Origin of the sequence: Microbacterium sp. LMI13-1-1.1 (genome assembly GCF_040815625.1) — a bacterium.
GTDB lineage: Bacteria > Actinomycetota > Actinomycetes > Actinomycetales > Microbacteriaceae > Microbacterium > Microbacterium forte.
Genome location: NZ_JBFPNL010000007.1, coordinates 19127 through 42399 on the forward strand (window position 1 = coordinate 19127; position 23273 = coordinate 42399).

Genomic DNA, 23273 nt, shown 5'->3' on the forward strand with positions numbered 1-23273 from the left:
CCGGGGTCCGATACGCTGGCTTACTCCCATGATCACAGAGCACGGAGGGCAATCTTGGCGTCAGAACGTAGCGACATCAGGGTTATCCGGACAGACCGTCCGGCGCACAGCGTGTACCTCACGGTCGCCGACGTGCTGGCCGACCCCGCCGTGCAGGCGGGCGAGCCTGACGTGCTCGTCGGGGGTGCGGCGTTGGATGCTGCGGTGCGGTGGGTGCATGTCTCCGACAGCGTCGGCGTCGCGCGTCTGCTCGACGGAGGAGAGCTGCTTCTGACGACGGGTGCAGGGTGGCCGTTCGACGACGGAGAGCTGCGCGCCTTCGCATCGAGGCTGCATCGAGCGGGCATCGCCGGAATCGTCTTCGAGCTCGGGACAGCTCGCCATGCCGTGCCGCAGCCGGTCGTGGATGTCTGCGCGACGGTGGGCCTCGCGCTCGTCGCCCTCACCAGCGAGGTGAAGTTCGTCGCCGTGACCGAGGCCGTGCACCACGCCCTGATCGCCGCGCAGACGCACGCGCTGCGTGAGCGGCAGCATCTGCACGAGCTCTTCACCGCGCTGAGCCTGCAGGGGGCGCCGGCCGACGTCGTGGTGGCCGAGACCGCCCGCGCCCTCGGCGCCCCGGTGGTGCTCGAGAACCTCGCACGCGAGGTGATCGCGGCCGAAGGGCTCGGGATGCCGATCGCCGAGGTGCTCCACGGTCGAGGGGGTGCCGAGCAGGTGCCGGTGCAGGCGAGAGGAGTGCGCTGGGGCACGCTTCTCGCGCTGCCCGGCCCGGCACACCCCGCCGGCCGCGTCACCGTGCTCGAACAGGGTGCGACGGCGCTCGCGTTCGGCTGCATCGCCGACGGCGGTGACGCGGAATGGTCGCTGCTGGCGCAGCGCGCCGTCATCGATGACCTCCTCGGTGCGCGGTTCGCCAGGGCGGACGACATCGATGCTCGGCTGCGCGCAGGGGGCTTCGCGCTCGCCGAACGCCAGTGTCACGGGATCGTCGCCCGCGGCTCGGCGTCCATCAGCGAGCTCGCCTATCGGGCGCGGCAGTCAGGCTTCGCGGTCGTGGCCGCCCGCGTCGACGACGACGATGTCGCGCTGCTCTCGCTGCCGGCATCCGCGGTGCTGTCCGACGAGGTGCTGCTGCGCATCGCCGGTCCCGACCGCGCCGTCTTCGTGGGGCCGGTCGCCGACGACGTGCTCGGTCTGCTCGGCTCTCTGCGCGCCGCGCGCGACCTCGCCGACAGCGACAGGGCTGAGGCCGGGGCGAGGGTGCGCCGCGTCGATGACCGACCGCTCGAGCGGCTCGTCGCCACTCTGCGTGACGACCACCGGCTGCACGAGCACAGCGAGCGGATGCTGGCGCCGCTCATCCGTCACGATCAGGAGCGCAGAGGCGATCTGCTCGACGTGCTCGCCGCTCTCGTCGCGCACCCGGGAAACCGCTCGGCGGCCGCGGCGGCGAGCCACCTGTCGCGATCGGTGTTCTATCAGCGGATCACGCTGATCGGCGACCTTCTGGGCGCCGACCTCGACGACGGCGAGACGATCGCGGCGCTCCACCTCGCACTTCTCGCGAGGCGGCGCACCGCGGCATCCGCCTGAGCCGTCTCCGGAGCCCCTGAAGCGAGCGTCAGAGAACCGACTGCGCGTCGGTGAGCACGCTCCGCAGGATCTGCTCGATCTCACGGAACTCCGCCGGGCCGACCGTGAGCGGCGGCGCGAGCTGGATCACGGGGTCGCCGCGGTCATCGGCGCGGCAGTAGAGCCCGGCCTCGAACAGCGCGGGCGACAGGAAGCCGCGCAGCAGCCGCTCGGACTCGTCGTCGTCGAACGTCTCGCGCGTGCCCTTGTCCTTCACGAGCTCGATGCCGAAGAAGTAGCCGTCGCCGCGCACGTCGCCGACGATGGGCAGGTCGAGGAGCTTCTCGAGCTCGGCGCGGAACAGGGGCGAGTTCTCGCGCACCCGCTCGTTGAGCCCCTCCTCGTCGAAGATCGCGAGGTTCTCGAGCGCCACGGCTGCCGAGACGGGGTGGCCGCCGAACGTGTAGCCGTGCGGGAACGACACGTCGCCCTTCGAGAACGGCTCGTAGATCCGGTCGCTCACGATCGTGGCGCCGATCGGCGAGTAGCCGCTCGTCATGCCCTTGGCGCACGTGATCATGTCGGGCACGTAGCCGAGGCCGGTGCAGGCGAAGGTGTGTCCGAGGCGGCCGAACGCGCAGATGACCTCATCCGAGACGAGCAGCACGTCGTGGCGGTCGCAGATCTCGCGCACCCTGGCGAAGTAGCCGGGAGGGGGCGGGAAGCATCCGCCCGAGTTCTGCACCGGCTCGAGGAAGACGGCTGCGACGGTGTCTGCGCCCTCGAACAGGATCATCTCCTCGATGCGGTCGGCGGCCCAGCGTCCGAAGGCCTCGAGGTCGTCGCTCGGGCCGCCCATCTCGGCCGCTCGGTAGAAGTTGGTGTTCGGCACCCGGAAGCCACCGGGCGTGACGGGTTCGAACATCGACTTCATCGCCGGGATGCCGGTGATCGCGAGGGCGCCCTGCGGGGTGCCGTGGTAGGCGACCGAGCGCGAGATGACCTTGTGCTTGGTGGGCTTGCCCATCAGCTTCCAGTAGTGCTTCGCGAGCTTGAAGGCCGTCTCGACCGCCTCGCCGCCTCCGGTCGAGAAGAACACGCGGTTGAGATCGCCGGGTGCCTCATCGGCCAGGCGATCGGCGAGCTCGATGGCCGCCGGGTGCGCATACGACCACAGCGGGAAGAACGACAGTTCGGATGCCTGCTTCGCCGCGGCCTCGGCGAGGCGGCGGCGTCCGTGCCCGGCGTTGACGACGAAGAGACCCGAGAGGCCGTCGAAGTAGTCCTTGCCCGTCGAGTCCCAGATGCGGTGGCCGTCGCCCTTGACGATGATCGGCACGCCGCTCTTGTCCATGGTCGACTGCCGTGTGAAGTGCATCCACAGGTGGTCTTTGGCCATGGCCTGGAGTTCGGCCTCGGACGGAGTCGTGCGTTGCGTGCTCATCTGGTCCCCCAGTTGTAGAGCTGCTTCTGCAGCTTGGCGTAGATGAAGGTCTCGGTCGACAGCACCCCGTCGATCGGGCGGATGTGGTCGTTGATCAGCGCGAGGAGGTCTTCGTCGTCCTCGCAGACGACCTCGGCGAGGATGTCGAAGGATCCGACCGTGATCACCACGTAGTCGATCGCGGCGATCTCGGCGATGGCCTCTGCGACGACGCGAGTGTCGCCCGAGACGCGGATGCCGATCATCGCCTGTCGAGGGAAGCCCAGCTGCATCGGATCGGTCACGGCGACGATCTGCATCACGCCGGACTCGGTGAGACGCTGCACGCGCTGGCGCACGGCGGCCTCGCTCAGGCCGACCTCACGCCCGATGTCGGAGTACGAGCGCCGGCCGTCCTCCTGCAGCAGCTCGATGATCGTCTTGGCCACACCGTCCAGTGGCGGATGCTTCTTCGAGGACATCATGATGCGATCCTCGCACCGCAGCGGGCTGTCTTCAACCGATTCCGCAGAATCGGCGGAGCTGCAGCGGGTAAACCGCAGAATATCGCGGTCAGGACTCGAGCGGGCCCAGCCAGGCGCTCGCCGCGGTGGAATGCGCAGACTCGGGGTCGGAGGGGTGGAATGCCCCCGCCAGGACGTCACGATAGAGCCGCGACAGCTCGTTCGACGAGAAGTACGAGCCGCCGCCGGCGACCAGCATCGCCTGGTCGACGACGTGCTTCGACATCGTGATCGCCCGGTGCTTGACCCCCGAGAGCAGCGTGAACCACCGGGCGCCGTTGTCGACCTTCTCGTCGACATCGCGCGCGAGGACGGCGATCTGCGGCGGAAGGGCGTCGTACGCGAGGCCCATGTCGGCGATGCGCCAGCGGATGTCGGGATCCTGGCTGTACGCGGCACCTGTCTTCTTCGAGCGGCGCTTCTGCGCGGTGAGCACGGCCAGGTCGAGCGCACGGCGCGCGATGCCCGTGTAGACCGAGGCGAGCAGGATCTCGAAGACCGAGAAGATCCCGAAGACGATCGGGTCGGGGTTCGGACCAGGATCGATGCGGCGCACCACGTGCGCCGCATCCGCAGTGGCTCCGTCGAGTCGGGTCGTGCGGCTCTGCGTGCCCCGCATGCCGAGAGTGTCCCAGTCGTCGCCCGTCACGACCGCATCGGTGCGGTCGACGAATGCGAAGACGAGCTTCGGGGCGTCGGCGCTCGTCGTGTCGAGGCCGTGCAGCCCGAGCTTCGTCCAAACGGGCGCGAGCGAGGTGAAGATCTTGGTGCCGGTGAACGCGTAGCCGCCGTCGGCGGTGGGCGCGGCCTCGGTGTCGCTGCCGAACAGCACCAGGTCGTTGCCGCCCTCGCTGATGCCGAAGGCGAAGACCTCGCCGGCCACCGCGCCGTCCTGCACGAACTCGAGGCCGGGCACGCCGCGGTCGGAGAAGACCTTGGCGACCCCCGTCCAGACGATGTGCATGTTGATCGCGAGCGCCGTGGCCGGGGCGGCGGTCGCGAGGCGCTGCTGGAGGATCGCGGCCTCGGCGAGTCCGAGACCCGCGCCTCCGCGGTCGGCGGGGACGAGGATCGACAGGTAGCCGGCGTCCCGCAGCTCGGCGAGGTCCTGTTCGGGGAACGTGTTCTCGCGGTCGTGGATGGGAGCCCGCTCGCGGATGCGCTCGAGCAGGTCTTCGGGAAGATACGCGGTCGGGTCGAACGTGCTCACGCGAGGGCCTCTCTCAGCTGTCGGACGGTCTCTTCGGGCTTGTCGCGGTGCAGCGAATGCCCGGATCCCTCGACGACCGACATCGTGACGAGAGGGTTCGAGGCGAGAACGGAGGCTGCGACATCGCCGGTGAAGATGCTGTAGACCGCCGGATCAGAGGCGATCACATGGGTGGGGACGGTCAACCGCGCGGCATCAGCCGTGACATCCCACGGGGTGTTCTGCGCACTCGTCTGCTCGACCGCCCACGCACTCGCTCGGTGCACGGCATCGACCTTGAGCTCCCAGTCCTGCGGATGCCAGTGCGGATGCTCCTGCTGCACCAGCTCCACCCTGTTGTCGGCGAAGGCACGCTCCTGGCTGCGACGCACGATCGCGGCATCGCGGCCGTCGACGAGGATCGCCGGGTCGAGCAGCACCAGGCGGCGGGTCCACTCCGGAGCGGATGCTGCGGCCGCCGTGCCGGCGGCGCCGCCGAGAGAGTGGCCGACCACGGCATCCCACGCCCCACCGCCGTCGGGCTCGGTCGCGACGAGATCTGCCGCATAGGCGGCGACCGAGTAGTCGAGGGCCCTCGGGGCGTCGCCGTGACCGCGCAGGTCGACGGCGGTCGCATGCCATCCGGCGTCGGCGAGGGCGGTGCCCACCCGCCACATGAGAGCAGCGGAGGAGCCGAGGCCGTGCACGAGGAGCACTCGGCGATCGGAGGCCGGATCACCCCAGGAGATGCGGGGCAGCGTGAGCGGTGCGGGCATGCAGCAAGCCTACGACCGGGTCGTACGGGGGAGGCGTGCGGAGTTCAGGGCAGCGGTGGCAGGTCGCCGTGCGTGGTCAGCACCCGCGCGGCTGCGGTGTGTCCGGCAGAGAGTCGCTCGGCGAGCTCTGCGCCGTCGAGCGTCGCGGCGAGGAACCCGGCCGCGAAGGCATCGCCGGCGCCGACCGGCTCGACGACTTCGACCCGCGGCGCGGGCACGAACACCGGCTCGTCGTCGCCGAGGAACGCGGTCGCGCCGACGTCGCCGTCCTTCACGATGAGCAGCCCGCAGTTCGGAAGGTGCGCACGGATCTCGACGGCGGTGGCGGTGCCCCAGACGCGCTCGGCCTCATCTCGACCGACGAAGGCGATGTCCGCGGCATCCGCGAGCCGGGTCAGCGTCTCGGCCGCATCCTGCATCGTCCACAGCGCCCTGCGATCGTTCACGTCGAACGAGACCAGCGCCCCGGCTGTGCGCGCGTCGACGAACAGCTGATCGACCATCGCGCGGCAGGAGGGGGAGAGCGCCGGGGTGATGCCGGTCGTGTGCACGATGCGGACACCGGCGAGCTGCGGGGCGTCGAGGAACCCGGGCGCCATCAGCGACGCCGCCGATCCGCGTCGGTAGTAGTAGACGGACGACGACTCGGTGCCCGGATCCTTGAACATGACGCCGGTGGGCGCATCCGCATCCGTCGTCACCCAGAGGTCGACGCCGCGGCGCGCGAGCTCGGTCGAGATGCGCACGCCGATCGGGTCGTCGCCCAGGCGCGAGGCCCAGGCGGCCCGATGCCCTGCCGAGACGAGTCCGACGGCGACGTTGCCCTCTGCCCCGGCGAGCCCCAGTGCCGCCGTCTCGGTCTCGGCGAGCGGTGCGCCCAGAGCGGTGACGAGTCCCATGGACTCGCCGATGCAGACCACCTCGGGGGCGATGGATGCGGGGGAGGACGCAGAGCTCATGAAGGGGTGACCGCCAGGGGTTCGGTATCGGGGTGGGGACTCGCATCGCGATGACGCAGATCGGGGAAGGAGCGGACGAAGACGATCGAGACGACGAGTCCGGCTGCGGCGAAGAGGGTTGCCGCGAGGTAGGCGCCGCGCGGATCCGTCGCATCGACGAGGAAGCCCGCGACGGCAGAGCCGGCCGCGGCGCCGATCAGCTGACCGGTGCCGGCCCAGCCGAAGGCCTCGGCGGTCTCGCTGAACTTGACGCTCGCGGTCGTGATGGCGAACAGCACGGCGAGAGCCGGCGCGACGCCGATGCCGGCGACGATCAGGGTGCCGCCGAGCCAGAACTCGTTGAGGGAGAACATGGTGAGTGCGAGGCCGACCGTGACGATGGTGAGGCGGCGGGCCATCGCCCAGGGCCCGATGGGGATGTGTCCGAACGAGAGGCCTCCGGCGAGGCTGCCGACGGCGAACACCGCGAGCACGAGGCCGGCCGCCAGGCTGCCGTGCTCGAACGTCGCGACGACACCGACCTCGACCGCGGAGCACGCGCCGATGAGCAGGAATCCGATGATGGTGGCGAGCAGCACCGGCGGTTTGAGCACGACCTTGCCGAGGGCGCTGCGACTTCGCGGGATGCGCACGCGGCCGACCTCGGGAGAGAGGATGAACCACGCTCCGCCGCCGACCAGCACGACCGCCACGAGCAGCAGCCCCACGGCCGTGCCGATCTGCGTCGACACGAGCGTGATCACGACGGGGGCGAGCACCCAGATGATCTCCTGCAGCGAGGCGTCGAGAGAGAAGAGCGGGGTGAGCTGTGTCGAGTTCACGAGCTTCGGATAGATGGTGCGCACGGCGGCCTGCACCGGCGGGGTCGAGAGGCCGGCGATCATGCCGAGCGCCATGTATCCGGGGACGTTCAGGGGGAGCAGCGCCAAGCCCAGCACGGCGACCACGCACACGCTGAGCGTGAGGGCGAGCACGCGGCGCATGCCCCAGGCGCCCATCCATCGACTCGTGATCGGGCCGGCGACGGCCTGCCCGACGCTGGTCGCGGCGAGCACCAGGCCCGCCGAGCCGTATGAGCCGGTCTGCTGTTCGACGTGCAGCAGGATCGCGAGCGAGGTCATCCCGTTGGGGAAGCGAGCGGTCAGCTGTGCAGCGATCATGCGCGCCACTCCGGGCGTGCGAAGAAGGTCCCGATATCCCGCCACGGGTCAACGCTACCGGGAGGTGCGGACGCCGGTCGAAGCGGCTCCTCCGCGACACGCCGCGACACGCCCAAACCGAGTTTCCACAGAAAATCCGATGTCAGAGGTGAGGCGTATGGTCCGACCTGTGGATGGATCTCTCACAGGTCGTTCCCAGCCGCGATTTCTCGCGGTTCGGAGCTGCTCCCGAGGTGCCCGAGCCTGTGGAAGAAACGGTGGAGAACCTGTGTTGTAACAGTGGAGAGCGGTGGAAAACTACACGTATGTAACTACTACCCCTAGTGGTCACCCTGAATGTCCGTACCTATATGTAGTATTGAGATCCCGGTGAGGGTCTACCGGAAAACAGCCTGATACAGATGCAGGCCAGAGATTTGAGGGGAAGCGAAAAGATGTCGATCACGGTCTACACGAAGCCGTCCTGCGTTCAGTGCAACGCCACCTACCGCGCGCTCGACGCCAAGGGCATCGAGTACGAAATCCTCGACCTGTCGGAAGACGCGACCGCACTCGAGCAGGTCAAGGCGCTGGGCTACATGCAGGCGCCGGTCGTCGTCACCGACGAGGGCCACTGGTCGGGCTTCCGTCCCGACAAGATCGACGAGCTCGCCTCGCGTCTGGCGTGATCCGCCATGAGCGCCGTCGCGACCGCCGCGCCGCTCCTGGTCTACTTCTCGAGCGCCTCGGGTAACACCGCGCGCTTCGTCGAGAAGCTCGGGCTCCCGGCCCGACGCATTCCCCTTCTCCGACAGCAGGAAGATCTCGTCGTCGACGAGCCCTTCGTGCTGGTCACCCCCACCTACGGCGGGGGTGAGGGGCGCGGCGTCGAACGAGGCGCGGTGCCCAAGCAGGTCATCCGGTTCCTCAACGACGAGCGCAACCGGAATCACATCCGCGGAGTCATCTCCGCGGGCAACACCAACTTCGGCGACTCCTTCTGTCTCGCCGGTGACATCATCAGCCGCAAGTGCAACGTGCCTCACTTGTATCGGCTCGAGATCTTCGGCACACAAGACGATGTAGATCGCGTGAGCGACGGATTGGAGCGACGGTGGGTACCGCAGTTGACGAGCAGGCAGGAACCGACTCAGTGACGGACACGGTGGCGTTCAAGATGAACCCGACCTACGAGGGCCTGGACTATCACGCCCTCAACGCGATGCTGAACCTGTACGACGCGAACGGGAAGATCCAGTTCGACGCCGACAAGCGGGCGGCACGCGAGTACTTCCTGCAGCACGTCAACCAGAACACGGTGTTCTTCCACTCGCTCAAGGAGCGTCTCGACTACCTGGTCGAGAAGGAGTACTACGAGCCCGCCGTGATCGAGCAGTACTCGCTCGAGTTCATCCAGAAGCTCAACGACCTCGCCTACAGCAAGAAGTTCCGGTTCGAGACGTTCCTCGGCGCCTTCAAGTACTACACGAGCTACACGCTCAAGACGTTCGACGGCAAGCGCTACCTCGAGCGCTTCGAAGACCGCGTCGTGATGACAGCCCTCGGCCTCGCCGGCGGCGACGAGAACCTCGCGGTCGCCCTGGTCGAGGAGATCATCTCCGGCCGTTTCCAGCCCGCGACGCCGACCTTCCTCAACTCGGGCAAGGCCCAGCGCGGCGAGCTCGTCAGCTGCTTCCTGCTGCGCATCGAAGACAACATGGAGTCGATCGCCCGCGGCATCAACTCCGCTCTCCAGCTCTCCAAGCGCGGCGGCGGCGTCGCTCTGCTGCTCTCGAACATCCGTGAGGCCGGCGCTCCGATCAAGCAGATCGAGAACCAGTCCTCGGGCATCATCCCCGTGATGAAGCTCCTCGAAGACAGCTTCAGCTACGCCAACCAGCTCGGCGCCCGTCAGGGTGCCGGAGCGGTGTACCTCAACGCGCACCACCCCGACATCATGCGCTTCCTCGACACCAAGCGTGAGAACGCCGACGAGAAGATCCGCATCAAGACGCTGTCGCTCGGCGTCGTGGTTCCCGACATCACGTTCGAGCTCGCCAAGAACGGCGAGGACATGTACCTCTTCTCGCCGTACGACGTCGAGAAGGTCTACGGAGTTCCCTTCGGCGACATCTCGGTCACCGAGAAGTACCGCGAGATGGTCGACAACCCGCGCATCAAGAAGACCAAGATCAACGCGCGCGAGTTCTTCCAGACGATCGCCGAGATCCAGTTCGAGTCGGGCTACCCGTACATCATGTTCGAGGACACGGTGAACAAGGCCAACCCGATCAAGGGCCGCATCAACATGTCGAACCTCTGCAGCGAGATCCTGCAGGTGAACACGCCGACCACGTACAACGACGACCTGTCGTACGACCAGATCGGCAAGGACATCTCCTGCAACCTCGGCTCGATGAACATCGCGCTGTCGATGGATGCCGATGACCTGGGCCAGACGGTCGAGACGGCGATCCGCGCGCTGAGCGCGGTGAGCGACCAGAGCCACATCCGCTCGGTCCGCTCGATCGAAGACGGCAACGACCGTTCGCACGCGATCGGCCTCGGTCAGATGAACCTGCACGGCTTCCTCGCTCGCGAGCACGTCCACTACGGCTCCGAAGAGGGCATCGACTTCACGAACATCTACTTCTACACGGTGCTGTTCCACGCGCTGCGCGCCTCGAACAACATCGCGATCGAGCGCAAGCAGGCCTTCGACGGCTTCGAGGACTCGACGTACGCGTCGGGGGAGTTCTTCGACAAGTACATCGAGCGCGCCTGGGTGCCCGAGACCGAGAAGGTCAAGGAGCTCTTCGCGGGCAAGCACATCCCGACGCAGGCTGACTGGGTGGCGCTGAAGTCGTCGATCCAGGAGCACGGCATCTACAACCAGAACCTGCAGGCGGTGCCCCCGACCGGTTCGATCTCGTACATCAACAACTCGACGTCGTCGATCCACCCGATCGCCTCGAAGATCGAGATCCGCAAGGAAGGCAAGCTCGGCCGCGTCTACTACCCGGCGCCGTTCATGACGAACGACAACCTGGAGTACTACCAGGACGCATACGAGATCGGCTACGAGAAGGTCATCGACACCTACGCCGCCGCCACCCAGCACGTCGACCAGGGCCTGTCGCTGACGCTGTTCTTCAAGGACACCGCCACGACGCGTGACATCAACAAGGCTCAGATCTACGCATGGCGCAAGGGTATCAAGACGATCTACTACATCCGTCTGCGTCAGATGGCGCTCGAGGGCACCGACATGACCGAGTGCGTCTCGTGCATGCTCTGATCCGGCTCTGACCACAGGAAACGACGAAGAACAATGACTCCTCACCCCCCGCTCAAGCTTGTCGACAGCGTTCAGGCGATCAACTGGAACCGCATCCAGGACGACAAGGACCTCGAGGTCTGGAACCGTCTGGTGAACAACTTCTGGCTGCCCGAGAAGGTGCCGCTGTCGAACGACGTCCAGTCGTGGAACACGCTGACGCCCGACGAGCAGCTGCTCACCATGCGCGTCTTCACCGGTCTGACTCTGCTCGACACGATCCAGGGCACGGTCGGCGCCGTCTCGCTGATCCCCGACGCGATCACCCCTCACGAAGAGGCGGTGTACACGAACATCGCGTTCATGGAGTCGGTGCACGCGAAGAGCTACTCCTCGATCTTCTCGACGCTCGCGTCGACGAAGGAGATCGACGAGGCCTTCCGCTGGTCCACGGAGAACCCGAACCTTCAGAAGAAGGCTCAGATCATCATGGATTACTACCAGGGTGACGACCCGCTCAAGCGCAAGGTCGCCTCGACCCTGCTCGAGTCGTTCCTGTTCTACTCGGGCTTCTACCTGCCGATCTACTGGTCGTCCAAGGCGAAGCTGACGAACACGGCCGATCTGATCCGCCTCATCATCCGTGACGAGGCCGTGCACGGGTACTACATCGGCTACAAGTTCCAGAAGGGTCTCGAGAACGAGACCGAAGAGCGCCGCCAGGAGCTGAAGGACTACACCTTCAACCTGCTGTTCGAGCTCTACGACAACGAGGTGCAGTACACGCAGGACCTCTACGACGGCGTCGGTCTGACAGAGGACGTCAAGAAGTTCCTGCACTACAACGCCAACAAGGCGCTGATGAACCTCGGCTACGAAGCGATGTTCCCCTCGACCGTCACGAACGTGAACCCGGCGATCCTGTCGGCGCTCTCGCCGAACGCCGACGAGAACCACGACTTCTTCTCGGGGTCCGGCTCCTCCTACGTCATCGGCAAGGCCGAGGCCACGGAAGACGACGACTGGGACTTCTGAGTCACACGTTGAACATGATGAATGGGCGGATGCTGCGGCATCCGCCCCTTCGTCATGTCGTCGCCGCCTCAGGCGCGCTCGTCGGACAGGCGGGCTCGGCGCTCCTCTTCCCGCTTCGAGTAGGTGGCGGCGCGGATGGCATCGTCGGACTCCAGGCCCGTTCCCAATGCCCCGCCGAGTGTCGCCGCCGACGCGACGAACCAGGTGAGCACGAACAGATCGCCGACGTCGACGGTTCGGCCGAGGGACTCGCTCATCACCGACGTGTCGAGCACGAAGAGCGCCCAGGCCAGATTCACGACGTACAGCGCCAGATAGCAGATGACGATGCCGATGGTCAGGGTCAGCAGCGTCGAGGTGTTGTAGAGACGGGATCTCTCACGGGCCTGGAGTGAGTCGTCGTCTGGACGGTCCCAGAGCCTGCCGTCGATCACGATCCACGCGATGATGATCGTGATGGAGGCCACAGTCGCCGCCACCAGACGCCAGCCCGAGAGTGAGCTGGCGAGCGACCACACGGTCGGTTCGATCGTCGCCACCGCGCCGGTCGCCAGCGCTGCGACCAGCGCGGACTTGAGCCCAGCGGCGAGCAGCCACGGACGGTTGGCCAGCACCATCCCCAGAAGCACGCGCCCGCGGGCACTGAGTCCGGGCAGCGGCAGGCGCTGCTCCTCCGGCGAGGCGGGCTCGGCCATCCCGTCGACGAGTCCCCGCACCGCGTGGCGGGCGCGGCTCTGCACCCGGAACCCGCCCAGGGCGGGCAGCGACAGCACCGCGGACTGGCGACGAGGATCGATCGCCGCCAGCAGGTAGCGGCCGTCATCGTCGCGAAGCGGAAGCTCGGTGACGCCGATGACGAGATCCCACCCGTTCTGCTCGGCATGCGCACGTAGCCGCTCGAGGGCGACGTCGACGTCTTCAGACCCGAGGGTGAACGGCTCGCTGACGAGTTCGACGATCCAGCTGTCGGCCGCAGCGGCGAGCGGTGGCGTGAGGTCGGTCATCCGACGCGCGACGGTAGTGGGCGAAGCCGGGTCGGCCACGAGGCCCACTCGGATCGGCTCCATCTCCGCAACCTACACCCGCCTCGCATCGGCCGCATCGGCTTCTGCGATTGCCGTCTTCCGGGATCACCCGACGAGTGGGCCGCCTCTCCGCCAGTAGCCGAGGAAGGAGACGCGGTCCTTCGCGATGCCGAGGCGGGAGGTCAGGTACCGGCGAATGCCCGTGGTCGTGCTCGACTCACCCGCTATCCACGCGTAGAAGGCGGTGTCGTCGCGGGCGGACGCACCGTGGACGGCGCCCCACGCGTGCACGGCCCGTTCGATCGCCTCCGAGTCTCCGGCATCGCGGAGCACACGGTGCACGCGCGCCGTGTCGGGGGCCGCCGGCGAGACGAGATCATCGGCGGCGTCACCGCATTCCAGGAAGACCTCGGCGCGGGCGTCCGGCGCGAGGGAATCGAGGATGCCGCGCACTGCCGGGAACGCCGTCTCGTCGGCGACGATCAGGAACCGCTGCGCGTCGCCCGGATGCCAGTGCAGCCCGTACCCGGTCCACCCCATCCGCGCGTCCGGCCCGTTGACGACGAGGCGGTCACCCGGGGCCGCCGCGGCCGCCCATGCCGACGCGGGGCCGGCTGGTTCGTGGAGGAAGAAGTCGATGTCGATCTCGCCGACCTCCGACCGGATCGCGGACGGCGTGTACGTGCGGAGCACATTGCGCTCGTCCTCGGGCAGCGCGCGCCACCGTGCATACCAGTCGGAGGGATGCGGTGTCGGCTCGTCGAGCAGTCCGAAGTCGGCGATGCTGCCGTCTGCCAGAGGCAGCACGACTTTGATCCGCTGATCCGTGCCCCAGCCGGCGAAGTTCCGCAGACTCTCTCCGCCCAGAGTCAACCTGACGAAGTGCGGACTGAGCATCACCCGCGCTCGCACCTCGACCGGGAAGGCGCTGTAGGCCCAGGGGCGCTCGGCGGTCACGATCGCACTCCGGCGGGAGTCGACCCGCGCAACGGCACGACCAGCGGTCCTCCGGTGACAGGGTCGTCGATCACGACGTTCGCGAGGCCGAACACCTGCTGCACCCGTTCGCTCGTGATCACCTCACTCGGCGGGCCCTCGGCGACGATGCGCCCCTCGCGCATCGCGATGATGTGGCTCGCATACCGCGCGGCGTGATTGAGGTCGTGCAGCACGGCGACGAGGGTGCGGCCCTGGGCGTTGAGATGCGCGAGCAGTTCCATGAGATCCACCTGGTGGGCGACGTCGAGGAATGTGGTCGGCTCGTCGAGCAGCAGCAGGTCGGTCTCCTGCGCGAGGACCAGGGCGACCCAGACGCGCTGACGCTGGCCCCCCGAGAGTGCGTCCACCGGGCGGGAGGCGAGGTCCGCGGTGCCGGTCGCGTCGAGAGCGTGCTGCACGGCCCTCTCGTCGGCATCGGACCATTGGCGCATCAGGTTCTGATGCGGGTAGCGGCCGCGGGCGACGAGGTCGGCCACGGTGATGCCGTCCGGGGCTGTCGCGCTCTGCGGCAGCAGCCCCAGCCGGCGGGCAACCTCCTTCGCCGGGTACTCGCTGATCGACTTGCCGTCGAGCACGACGCGCCCGCTCGAGGGCGGCAGCAGGCGCGACAGGCCGCGCAGCAGCGTGGACTTGCCGCAGGCGTTCGGCCCGATGATCACCGTGAAGCCTCCAGCCGGCACGGTGACAGAGAGGTCGCGGAGGATCTCGGTGCGGTCGTATGTGAGCGTGATCCGCTCTGCTCTCAGGCGCGAGGTGGCGGTGGGATCGGGCGAGGACGGGTTCTCAGGCACGGCGGCGGATCTCCAGGACGATCATCAGGACGAGGTAGGCGCCGCCGACCGACACGGTTACGACGCCGACGGGCAGGGCGGTGGGCAGCAGGTGCTGTGCGATGAGGTCGGCGCCGAGCAGGAGGACTCCTCCGAACAGTGCCGACAGCATCAGCGAGAGGTGCGGCGTGCGGGCCACGAGGCGCGCGATCTGCGGCGCGGCGAGAGCGACGAACGCCACGGGGCCGGCGACGGTCGTCGCGGCGGCCACGAGCGCCACGCCGATGAGCAGCGCGACGGCCCGGATCCGGCCCGGCCGAGCCCCTGTGGCTGCGGCCATGTCGTCGCCCAGCTCGAGCTGACGCAGGCGCGGCACGAGCACGAGGGCTGCGACGGCGAACGGCAGCGCGCACAGCAGCGCTCCCGCGAGCGGACCCGCGCTGACGCCGTTCAGCGACCCGGTGCCCCAGGCCGAGGCGAACATCGCGGTCTCCAGCTCGATCTGCAGGAGCATCCAGGTGTTCAGCGACGCGAGGACCGCCGAGACGCCGATGCCCACGACGATGAGGCGGAAGCCCTGCACGCCGCCTCGTGCGGAGAGCAGCCAGATCACCAGAGCCGTCGCGAATCCGCCGATGAGAGATCCGGCGGTGAGCACCGGCCAGCTGCTCGAGACGAGCACCAGTGCGATGAGCATGCCCGTGAAGGCGCCATTGGACAGGCCCAGGATGTCGGGACTCGCCAGCGGATTCCTCGTGACGGTCTGGAACAGCGCACCGGCGATGCCGAGGAGGGCGCCGATCGTGATCCCCGCGAGTGCCCGAGGAAGTCGCCAGTCGATCACGACCGTGCGGTGCATGGCGTCGCCCCCGCCGAGGAGAGTCTCCACGACCTGCTGCGGGGTGAGCGGATAGCTTCCCATTCCCAGCGCCAGGATTCCCAGGACACCCAGAGCGGCCGAGGCCAGGAGACCGATGAGGAGGCTGCGCCGGCGCACCGGCATCCGCAGCGGCCCCAGGTGGAGGATCATCTTCGCGCCGGCGGCGTCGACGGGTGCCGAGGTGGTCGATGCGCTCACAGTGCGCTCGCTCTGCGCTGCCGCGCCAGCACGATCAGCACCGGCGCGCCGATGAACGCCGCGACGATTCCGACCGGCACCTCCGCCGGGGCGATGATGACCCGACCGAGGACGTCGGCGAGAAGCAGGATCACGGGTGCCAGCACCGCGGAGAGCGGCAGGATCACCCGCTGATCGACGCCGAACGTCCAGCGGATCACGTGCGGCACCATCAATCCGATGAACGCGATCGGCCCGGCGAGGGCGGTGGCTGCACCAGCGAGCAGCGTGACGGCGATGATCACCCCGATGCGGATGCCGGCGACGTTCGCGCCCTGTGCCCGCGCGACGTCTTCGCCGAGGCCGACGGCGTTCAGACCTGGACCGAGCAGCAGCGCGAGCACGAGCCCGGCAGCGACGAACGGGAGAACCGGAACGATCACGTCGAAGCCACGTCCGAGGAGCGATCCGGCGTTCCAGCTGCGCATCGAGTCGAAGGCATCGGGGTCGCTGAGGGAGATGCCGGTGGTGATGCCCGAGAGCACGGCTCCGAGTGCGACTCCGGCGAGCGTGAGGCGGAGCGGATCGGCGGACCCGCGCCCGGCCGAGCCGATGAGGTAGACGGCGACCGTGACGATGAGCGCCCCGAGGAAGGCGAGCCAGACGAACTGCGACACGTCACGCAGCCCGAGCAGGCTCACCCCGAGGGCGACCGCGAGCGCGGCGCCGGCGTTCACGCCGAGGATGCCCGGGTCGGCGAGCGGATTGCGGGTGAAGGCCTGGATGAGAGCGCCGGCCACGCCCAGCGCCGCACCGGCGACGAGCCCCGTGACGGTCCGAGGTATGCGCAACTCGAACAGGACGTAGTCCGTCTCCGGAGTGCCCCCGCCGCGCAGTGTCGTCCAGACAGCCTCGGGGGAGAGGGGATTGGCGCCGATCGCGAGGGAGAGGACGACAGCGACTGCGAGTGCAGCGAGGAGGACGATCGCACAGCCGACAGCTCGAACGCCGCGTCGGGGACCCCGCACATGCGGAGCCCCCGATGTCTCGACCGAGGCGAGAGCGGTCACCGGCTCTCTTCGAGGTACGCCTCGATGTCGTCGAGCACGGCCTGCGCGCCCTTCGGCCCGACGCCCGACACCCAGTAGCTCGTGTCGACAGGGGTGACCGAGGGGAAGGCCGCGGCGTTCTGTGTGATCGCGGCGGGGATCTCCGAGGCGTCGTCGACGTCGGTCACGGTGACGAACACGTGGTCGGCTTCCGCCGAGACGATGTTCTCGGGCGAGATGTCGGCCTGCAGGCCGTCGGCCCACTCCTGTTCGGGGATCGTGAACCCGGCGCATTCGAGGAGGCTGCCCGAGAACGACACCGGTCCGTAGAGGCTGAGGGTCGTCTCGTCGCGGGGACGGATCAGCTGCGCGGTCTCGCCGTCGACCGCGTACTCGTCGGCCAGCGACTCGCAGCGCTCGTCGACTTTCGAGAGCAGATCGGCGACCTCCTCTTCGCGGCCCAGTGCTTCGCCGATGAGCATCGCGTTGTCTCGCCAGGGGTCGGCCTGCGTCTCGATGAACACTGTGGGGGCGATGGCGGAGAGCTGCTCGTAGAGCTCGGAGTGCCGGGCCTCGGTTCCGAGGATCAGGTCGGGTTCGAGCGCGGCGATGGCCTCGAGGTCCGGTTCGGGAACCGTGCCCACGGGCTCGACACCGTCGGCTCCGAGGTACGCAGGCGCACCCGCGACGTTGCTCGCGACCGCCGCGCCGACCGGCTCGATGCCGACCGCGACGGCAGTGTCGAGCTCGAGCGGTTCCAGAGTCACCACGCGCTGGGGTTCGTCGGGGACCGCCGTGGTGCCGCGGGCATGCTCGACGTCGTGAGTGCCGGCGGATTCGCCCGACGCATCGGTGGCGGCGGTCGGCTCAGGGGCGCAGCCGGCGAGCAGGATCAGCGCGCACGCTGAGGCGGCGAGGGTCGTGGAGGCACGACGGCGGAGGCGGGAGGGCATGGTGAATGACCTTTCGGGACCGGGGAGGGGAACGACATCGATCGGATCAATGTTGGTTAGGCAACCCTAACAGTCCCGCTCTTCACCCGCGCAATATGACGCTCCCACCCAGGCCTCCGGTGCTGCTCGCGTGCCCCAGGGCAAGGGGTGAAAACCGGGGGTGAATTCAGCCCCTTCGCGCGGGTAGGAACCCGCCAGCACGGCAGTCTTGCGAAGGCCCGATTCGAGCGCGCGGTCAGTCGACAGCGCTCCAGGGATGCCGCCGAAGGGGGTGGCGGGCCCCGTGTGCGCGAGCGCGCACCGGATGCGACCAGGGGAGAGCAGTCGTGAGTATTCGTGGTGCGCGAAAGCGCCATCAACCGACCGAGACAGAGCAGGCGACGCCACGCTGGGGGAGGGCTGCACGCAAGCTCGTCAGCGGCATCGTCACCACCGCGGTCGTCGCGTCGTCGATGATCTTCGTCGGCGGCACGGTCACGGCCGGCCCGGCGGCAGCAGCCGATCCGTTCCTCTGCACACCCGGAGCGGTCTTCGTGCAGAGCTCGACGGAGATCCGCGAGTTCGCGGTGAACGAGCAGGGCGGCGCGCCCGGTGACGGCGGCACGCTGGGCACGGTCAGCTTCGGCACCGACCACTCCGACAACGGTCTCGGCATCTCGGCCGGCGGTCGCTATGCGTACACGGTCACGAACACGTCGTCGAACAAGGTGCTGGCGAAGCACGACCGGGTCACCGACCAGACCACGCGCACGTCGTTCACCCTCAGCTCCGCGGTGCTGCGAGGCGCAGTCAACCCGGTGACCGGGGTCTACTACTTCGCGAGCGGCACCGCTGACAACGCGATCAACATCTACGCCTGGAACGAGAGCGTCACCCCGCAGACCTACGTCCAGGTCGGCACCCTGCGCCCCACCGACGGCAGCAGCGCCTTCGGTGCGAACGGCGACATGGCCTTCAGCGCATCCGGACAGCTGGTCCTCGTCGCCGACCAGTACATCTACTCGGCCGACCTGCCCACCGCGCTCGAGTCGAGCACGGCCACCCTCGACGCCAAGCAGGTGCACGACATGGGCGCCGGTGTGCAGGGCAACGGCATCGCCTTCGGCAACCGAGGACACCTCTTCGTCTCGGTCTCGGGCGGCGGCAGCCGCATCATCGAGGTCGACCTCCCCCGGGGTCAGACGGTCAACACGACCTCGCTCGGCAGCTTCGCGCCGACCGACATGTCGAGCTGCACCTTCCCGAACACGCTCACGCTCAAGAAGGACCTGCCCGAGGGGCGCCACGCGCCGACCGACCAGTTCACCCTCGGCATCCAGGCGCCTGCGGAGTACAGCGTCGCGCAGACCGCGAACACCACGACCGGTGACGAGCCGGGCCTGCAGCCGGACTACGCCGGTCCGGTCTTCACGAACCAGGGCGATACGTTCGGCCTCACCGAGGCCGCCGCAGGAACCGCCGATCTGACCGGCTACGACACCTCTCTCGTGTGCGAGCAGATCAACCCCGACGGCTCGACCACACCCGTGGCCGTGAGCGCGACGGGCGAGGTCACCCAGCCTGCGGGAGCTCTCGGCACCGACGTCACCTGCACCTACTCCAACCTCCGCCTGGCTCCCGGGCTCGACCTGCGCAAGACCTCCGACCCGGCAGACGGCACGGCCGTCCAGGCAGGGCAGCGGATCACGTACCAGGTCGCCGTGGAGAACACCGGGAACACGGTGCTGGATGACGTCGAGGTCGCCGACGACCTGAGCGGCGTCTTCTCGTTCGCCGAGTATCAGGACGACCTCGCGACGACCGTCGACGGCATCGATCTCGTCGACAGCGGTGCCGCCATCACGGGCGACATGCTCACGTGGACGGGCGCCCTCGAACCGGGGCAGATCATGACGTTCACCTACTCCGTCATCGTCGATGACGACGTCGAAGGTGAGACCATCGCCAACAGCGTGACCGCCTCGGGCACGCCTCCCGGTGGCGACCCGATCGTCCCGCCCGCCGTCACGACCGAGCACCCGGTCGCGGGCTTCACCGTCACCAAGACCGCCGACCCCACCTCCGGCACCGTGGTGCAGCCGGGCCAGGTCATCGACTACACCGTGACCGGCACCAACACCGGCGCGACCACCCTCGCCCCGGCATCCATCGCCGACGACCTCGCCGAGGTGCTCGCGCACGCCGAGTACAACGCCGACATCGCGACCGCGATCGACGGCATCCCGGTGCTCACCGGGGGAGCCACCCTCGCCGGCACCGACCTCGCATGGAGCGGCACGCTGCAGGCCGGTCAGACCGTGACGATCACCTACTCGGTGACCGTCGCTGAAGACGCCTCCGGCGAGGTGCTCAGCAACGTCGCCTCTGGCACAGCCACCCCGACGACCCCGAACCCTGCCGACCCCACGGGCCCGCAGACCCCCGGCGAGCCGATCGTCCCTCCGACGTCGGTCACCGAGCACCCCGTGCTCGGATCGGGCTTCACCATCAGCAAGACCGCGGACCCCGCATCGGGCACCGCCGTCTCGGCCGGTGACACGATCGAGTACACGGTCACCGGAACCAACACCGGCGACACCGACCTCTCGCCGGTCACCATCGCCGACGACCTCGCGGCAGTGCTCGACGACGCCGCGTACAACGACGACGTGACGGCCGACCGCGGCAGCGCCGATGTGGCCGACGGCACGCTGACCTGGACGGGAGCCATCCCGCAGGGCGAGTCCGTCACGATCCGCTACTCGGTCACCGTCGATGCCGGCGTCGAGAGTGCTCTGCTCCGCAACGTCGTGAACGGCGAGGCCACACCGCGCATCCCAGTGGACCCGAGCGACCCCGAGGGCCCGACCACCCCCGGAACGCCGATCACTCCGCCGCAGGTCGAGACCACGCACCCCGTCGTCGACACCGGCTTCGAGGTCATCAAGACCGCAGACCCCGCATCGGGCACGGCAGTGAGCCCTGGCGACACCATCGAGTACACGGTCACGGGAACGAACACGGGCAACACCGTGCTCGACCCCGCGGCGATCACCGACGACCTCTCGGCCGTTCTCGCGAACGCCGCCTACAACGGCGATGTGTCGGCGACGACAGGCACGGTCGACGTGACCGGGTTCCAGCTCAGCTGGACGGGCGCGCTCGGTGCCGGCGATGACGTCGTGATCACCTACACGGTGACCGTGGATGACGACGCGACCGGCGTGCTGCTCCGCAACACCGCCGAGGGTGCGGCCACGCCGCTGATCCCGTCGGACCCGACCGACCCGGAGAGCCCGACCACCCCGGGCACGCCGGTGTCACCGCCGTCGGCGTCGACCCAGCATCCGGTCGTCGCCCCCGGATTCGAGGTCAGCAAGACCGCCGACCCGGCATCGGGAACGAACGTCGACCCCGGCAGCGTGATCGAGTACACCGTGACCGGCACGAACACGGGTGACACCGTGCTCGACCCGGCGGAGATCTCGGACGACCTCGCCGGTGCGCTGGCGAACGCCTCGTACAACGACGATGTGGCTGCCACCCGCGGCACCGCCACGGTGGCCGACAGCGCCCTCGTCTGGACCGGTTCTCTCGAGCCGGGTGAGAACGTCGTGATCACCTACTCGGTGACCGTCGACGGCGGCGCCGGTGGCGCGACCATCACGAACACGGTGACGGGCGAGGCGACCCCGCTGGTGCCGACCGACCCGAGCGATCCCGAGAGCCCGACGACACCGGGCACGCCGATCGTCCCGCCGACCGTGATCACCGAGCACCCGGTCAACGTGCCCGGCTTCGAGTTCTCGAAGACGGCCGATCCGGCAGCTGGAACCGCCCTGGATCCGGGTGACGTGATCACCTACGTGTTGACCGGCGTGAACACCGGTGAGACGGCGCTCGACAGCGTCGAGATCGTCGACGACCTCTCCGGGGTTCTCGATCACAGCTCGCTCGACGGCGATCCCGTCGTGGCGATCGTCGGTGGCACGGCCGCGCCCGCCGTGGTCGACGGCGACGAGCTCTCCTGGACGGGTGCGCTCGCCGTCGGACAGACGGTCACCATCGCCTACTCGGTGACGGTCAGACCGGATGCCGCCGGCGAACTGCTCGAGAACTCGGCGACCGCCGTCGCGACGCCGCCGGGCGGCGAGGAGATCGCACCTCCTCCGGTCACGACCTCGAACCCGGTCAACGAGCCCGGTTTCTCGGTGTCGAAGAGCGCCGCGCCTGCTCCGGGCACGGCCGTCGACCCCGGCGCCGTCGTCACCTACACGGTGACGGGCGTGAACACCGGCGAGACCGCGCTCGACCCCGTCGCCATCGTCGACGACCTGTCCGGAGTGCTCGACGATGCCGAGTTCAACGACGACGCGGTCGCCCTGGTCGACGGTGCGCCGGCGGCTGCTCCGGCACTCGCGGGCGAGACGCTCTCGTGGACCGGCGCGCTCGAGATCGGCGAGACGGTCACGATCACCTACTCGGTGACGGTGAACGGCGATGCCGGTGGCGAGACGCTCCAGAACTCGGTGACGGGCAGCGCGACTCCTCCCGGAGGAGTGCCGCCGATCGAGACGCCTCCTGCGGTCACGGTGAACCCGATCAACGAGCCCGGATTCGAGCTCGTCAAGACGGCCGACCCGGTCTCGGGGACCCGCGTCGACCCGGGAAGCGTCATCACCTACACGGTGACGGGCATCAACACCGGCGCGACCGCGCTCGACCCGGTGACGATCAGTGACGACCTGTCGAACGTTCTCGCTCACGCCGCCTACAACGGCGATGTGGCGGCCGCCGTGGACGGCACGGCCGTCGCGGCGCCCACCGTCGACGGTGACGAACTCTCATGGCAGGGGGCTCTCGCGGTCGGCGAGCGGATCGCGATCACGTACTCCGTGACGGTGGATGCCGACGCGGGCGGTGAGACGATCTCGAACGTGGCCGAGGGCAGCGCCATCGCCCCCGGCGGTGACGAGCTCACACCGCCTCCGGCATCGACCGAGCACCGTGTCGGCGCTCCTGGCTTCACCTTCGCGAAGACCGCGAACGTGGATTCCGGAACGGCTGTGGCCGTGGGCAGCGTGGTCACCTACACGCTGACCGGCGTCAACACCGGCGAGATCGACCTCGGCGAGGTCGTCGTCACCGACGATCTCGCCAAGGTGCTGGATCACGCAGCGCTCACCGGCGTCGTCAGCGCGACCGTCGGGGGACACGCGGTCGAGGCACCCGTGGTGACGGGCGCCGAGCTGCACTGGGTCGGCGGGCTCGCCGAGGGTGAGACGGTGACGATCACCTACTCGGTGACCGTCGACGCCGATGCCGCCGGTGCCACGCTCGAGAACGTGGCCACGGCGTTGGCGGTGAGCCCGGGGAGCGAGCCGCTGCCGGCCGTCGAGAGCGCCACCGCTCATCCCGTCCAGTCCCCGCTGGCGATCACGGGCGGTCAGCTCGCACCCTGGGTGCTGGTGCTCGCGCTGACCCTGCTCCTGGGGGGAGCAGCGCTCCTGATCCTGCGCCGTCGCGCAGCGATCGGCTGAGCGA

The 23273-nt window shown here is 68.6% G+C and carries 18 protein-coding genes; 6 read left to right on the forward strand and 12 right to left on the reverse strand.

Translation table 11 applies throughout. From position 1 onward, the window contains the following. Positions 1-54 precede the first annotated feature (54 nt). Positions 55-1596 (forward strand): PucR family transcriptional regulator, encoded by a 1542-nt coding sequence (locus tag MRBLMI13_RS16405; protein WP_367823918.1) that lies wholly within the window; start codon positions 55-57, stop codon positions 1594-1596. A 28-nt stretch (positions 1597-1624) separates the two neighbouring features. On the opposite strand, the gene MRBLMI13_RS16410 is transcribed toward MRBLMI13_RS16405, so the two are convergent. The 6 genes from MRBLMI13_RS16410 to MRBLMI13_RS16435 all read right to left on the reverse strand — a co-directional run bounded on the left by MRBLMI13_RS16410 (position 1625) and on the right by MRBLMI13_RS16435 (position 7651). Further along, on the reverse strand, positions 1625-3019 hold the full coding sequence (locus MRBLMI13_RS16410; protein ID WP_367823920.1) for an aspartate aminotransferase family protein: 1395 nt from the start codon (positions 3017-3019) through the stop codon (positions 1625-1627). After that, positions 3016-3483 (reverse strand): Lrp/AsnC family transcriptional regulator, encoded by a 468-nt coding sequence (locus tag MRBLMI13_RS16415; RefSeq protein ID WP_153302254.1) that lies wholly within the window; start codon positions 3481-3483, stop codon positions 3016-3018. The genes MRBLMI13_RS16410 and MRBLMI13_RS16415 overlap by 4 nt, the downstream gene beginning before the upstream one ends. 88 nt (positions 3484-3571) lie before the next feature. Next, entirely contained in the window at positions 3572-4732 is a 1161-nt protein-coding gene (locus tag MRBLMI13_RS16420) for an acyl-CoA dehydrogenase family protein (RefSeq protein WP_367823922.1), read from the reverse strand. Continuing rightward, positions 4729-5487 carry an alpha/beta fold hydrolase gene (locus MRBLMI13_RS16425; protein ID WP_367823924.1) on the reverse strand — a complete coding sequence of 253 codons (759 nt, stop codon included), beginning with the start codon at positions 5485-5487 and terminating at the stop codon, positions 4729-4731. Before MRBLMI13_RS16425 ends, MRBLMI13_RS16420 begins: the two co-directional genes overlap by 4 nt. Before the next feature lie 44 nt (positions 5488-5531). Further along, complete coding sequence (locus MRBLMI13_RS16430; protein WP_367823926.1) at positions 5532-6446, reverse strand: sugar kinase; 915 nt, start codon at positions 6444-6446, stop codon at positions 5532-5534. After that, on the reverse strand, positions 6443-7651 hold the full coding sequence (locus MRBLMI13_RS16435) for an MFS transporter (protein ID WP_194285963.1): 1209 nt from the start codon (positions 7649-7651) through the stop codon (positions 6443-6445). The genes MRBLMI13_RS16430 and MRBLMI13_RS16435 overlap by 4 nt, the downstream gene beginning before the upstream one ends. A gap of 389 nt (positions 7652-8040) precedes the next feature. Here MRBLMI13_RS16435 and nrdH point away from each other — a divergent pair, with 389 nt between their 5' ends. From nrdH to nrdF, 4 genes are read left to right on the forward strand one after another with little or no spacing between them, the layout of a single operon-like run. Further along, positions 8041-8274: a glutaredoxin-like protein NrdH gene (nrdH, locus tag MRBLMI13_RS16440; protein ID WP_042537838.1), complete on the forward strand. Its 234-nt coding sequence runs from the start codon at positions 8041-8043 to the stop codon at positions 8272-8274. A 6-nt stretch (positions 8275-8280) separates the two neighbouring features. After that, on the forward strand, positions 8281-8742 hold the full coding sequence (gene nrdI, locus MRBLMI13_RS16445; protein ID WP_042537840.1) for a class Ib ribonucleoside-diphosphate reductase assembly flavoprotein NrdI: 462 nt from the start codon (positions 8281-8283) through the stop codon (positions 8740-8742). A 20-nt stretch (positions 8743-8762) separates the two neighbouring features. After that, a complete protein-coding gene (gene nrdE / locus MRBLMI13_RS16450; RefSeq protein WP_042537901.1) occupies positions 8763-10883 on the forward strand; it encodes a class 1b ribonucleoside-diphosphate reductase subunit alpha in 2121 nt (706 codons plus the stop codon). 33 nt (positions 10884-10916) lie between these two features. After that, positions 10917-11897 (forward strand): class 1b ribonucleoside-diphosphate reductase subunit beta, encoded by a 981-nt coding sequence (nrdF, locus tag MRBLMI13_RS16455; protein WP_042537843.1) that lies wholly within the window; start codon positions 10917-10919, stop codon positions 11895-11897. A 68-nt stretch (positions 11898-11965) separates the two neighbouring features. On the opposite strand, the gene MRBLMI13_RS16460 is transcribed toward nrdF, so the two are convergent. From MRBLMI13_RS16460 to MRBLMI13_RS16485, 6 genes are all read right to left on the reverse strand, one after another. Beyond that, a complete protein-coding gene (locus tag MRBLMI13_RS16460) occupies positions 11966-12964 on the reverse strand; it encodes a hypothetical protein (RefSeq protein WP_367823930.1) in 999 nt (332 codons plus the stop codon). A gap of 63 nt (positions 12965-13027) precedes the next feature. Next, complete coding sequence (locus MRBLMI13_RS16465) at positions 13028-13879, reverse strand: siderophore-interacting protein (RefSeq protein ID WP_367823932.1); 852 nt, start codon at positions 13877-13879, stop codon at positions 13028-13030. After that, positions 13876-14712 carry an ABC transporter ATP-binding protein gene (locus tag MRBLMI13_RS16470; RefSeq protein WP_367823934.1) on the reverse strand — a complete coding sequence of 279 codons (837 nt, stop codon included), beginning with the start codon at positions 14710-14712 and terminating at the stop codon, positions 13876-13878. The genes MRBLMI13_RS16465 and MRBLMI13_RS16470 overlap by 4 nt, the downstream gene beginning before the upstream one ends. Further along, entirely contained in the window at positions 14705-15769 is a 1065-nt protein-coding gene (locus MRBLMI13_RS16475; RefSeq protein ID WP_367823936.1) for a FecCD family ABC transporter permease, read from the reverse strand. Before MRBLMI13_RS16475 ends, MRBLMI13_RS16470 begins: the two co-directional genes overlap by 8 nt. Then, positions 15766-16818 (reverse strand): iron chelate uptake ABC transporter family permease subunit, encoded by a 1053-nt coding sequence (locus tag MRBLMI13_RS16480; RefSeq protein WP_367823937.1) that lies wholly within the window; start codon positions 16816-16818, stop codon positions 15766-15768. The genes MRBLMI13_RS16475 and MRBLMI13_RS16480 overlap by 4 nt, the downstream gene beginning before the upstream one ends. Continuing rightward, positions 16815-17750: an ABC transporter substrate-binding protein gene (locus tag MRBLMI13_RS16485; RefSeq protein WP_367823938.1), complete on the reverse strand. Its 936-nt coding sequence runs from the start codon at positions 17748-17750 to the stop codon at positions 16815-16817. Before MRBLMI13_RS16485 ends, MRBLMI13_RS16480 begins: the two co-directional genes overlap by 4 nt. A gap of 326 nt (positions 17751-18076) precedes the next feature. Between MRBLMI13_RS16485 and MRBLMI13_RS16490 the strand changes: the two genes are divergently transcribed. Further along, positions 18077-23269 carry a beta strand repeat-containing protein gene (locus MRBLMI13_RS16490; RefSeq protein WP_367823940.1) on the forward strand — a complete coding sequence of 1731 codons (5193 nt, stop codon included), beginning with the start codon at positions 18077-18079 and terminating at the stop codon, positions 23267-23269. Positions 23270-23273: the final 4 nt, after the last annotated feature.